The sequence below is a fragment of the Agrobacterium larrymoorei genome, assembly GCF_013322225.1.
Taxonomy (GTDB): Bacteria; Pseudomonadota; Alphaproteobacteria; order Rhizobiales; family Rhizobiaceae; genus Agrobacterium; species Agrobacterium larrymoorei_A.
Map to the genome: position 1 here is coordinate 1 of NZ_JAAMFB010000058.1, position 558 is coordinate 558.

The following is a 558-nucleotide window of genomic DNA, read 5'->3' on the forward strand; positions in this document are numbered from 1 at the left end:
TCCACCTCGTGGAGCGTGAAATGCCAAAGCGCCAAAACCGTCGCCATCCCCATCCAGACGCAACTCCTCTTGCGCAAGACAGGCAACAAAATCAGCCTAACGAACTCATTATGAAAATCAATCAAAAATTCTATTTTCTACATCAATGGAATTATAATGCCATTATGTGCGCGCAAACGCAAATACGGAAAGGAGACATATGATAAGCGAACGCGTGGCTCACAACGGTGGAGTTAGGCAAACATCGTACGGCTGTGGCAAAAACCGATATGCGCCACCTCCGCCCTAGTCGTCACGCTGTTGATCAACACAATCTCATGACTTCAGTCGAACTGATAGGCTCGCAAGGTGCATGGTAGAGCGGCAGGTAGGCTTCGATCGTCACGGCATCACGGCTCTTGGCCCACCCCTTGGCATATCGGCGAACGACGTCGTAACTGCCGTCATAACCAAGTGATCCTTTCCCGCAACAATGGCGACGAGCAGGCTAGGCAGCGACTGTTACCGTCGTGCGCCAGTTCATCCAGAAGGTCGTGATTGGCAAGACGCCTGGCCATC

1 protein-coding gene and 1 pseudogene are annotated in these 558 nt (G+C 52.0%); one reads left to right on the forward strand and one right to left on the reverse strand.

Annotation, left to right across the window (positions count from 1 at the left end; translation table 11 throughout):
• Window positions 1–203, forward strand: a 203-nt coding sequence (locus G6L28_RS22800; protein ID WP_210265784.1) for a hypothetical protein, incomplete at its 5' end; no start/stop codon positions are given.
• 36 nt (window positions 204–239) lie between these two features.
• Here G6L28_RS22800 and G6L28_RS23020 read toward each other — a convergent pair.
• Window positions 240–454 (reverse strand): annotated as a pseudogene (locus G6L28_RS23020) (IS21 family transposase); the annotation flags it as partial.
• Window positions 455–558: the final 104 nt, after the last annotated feature.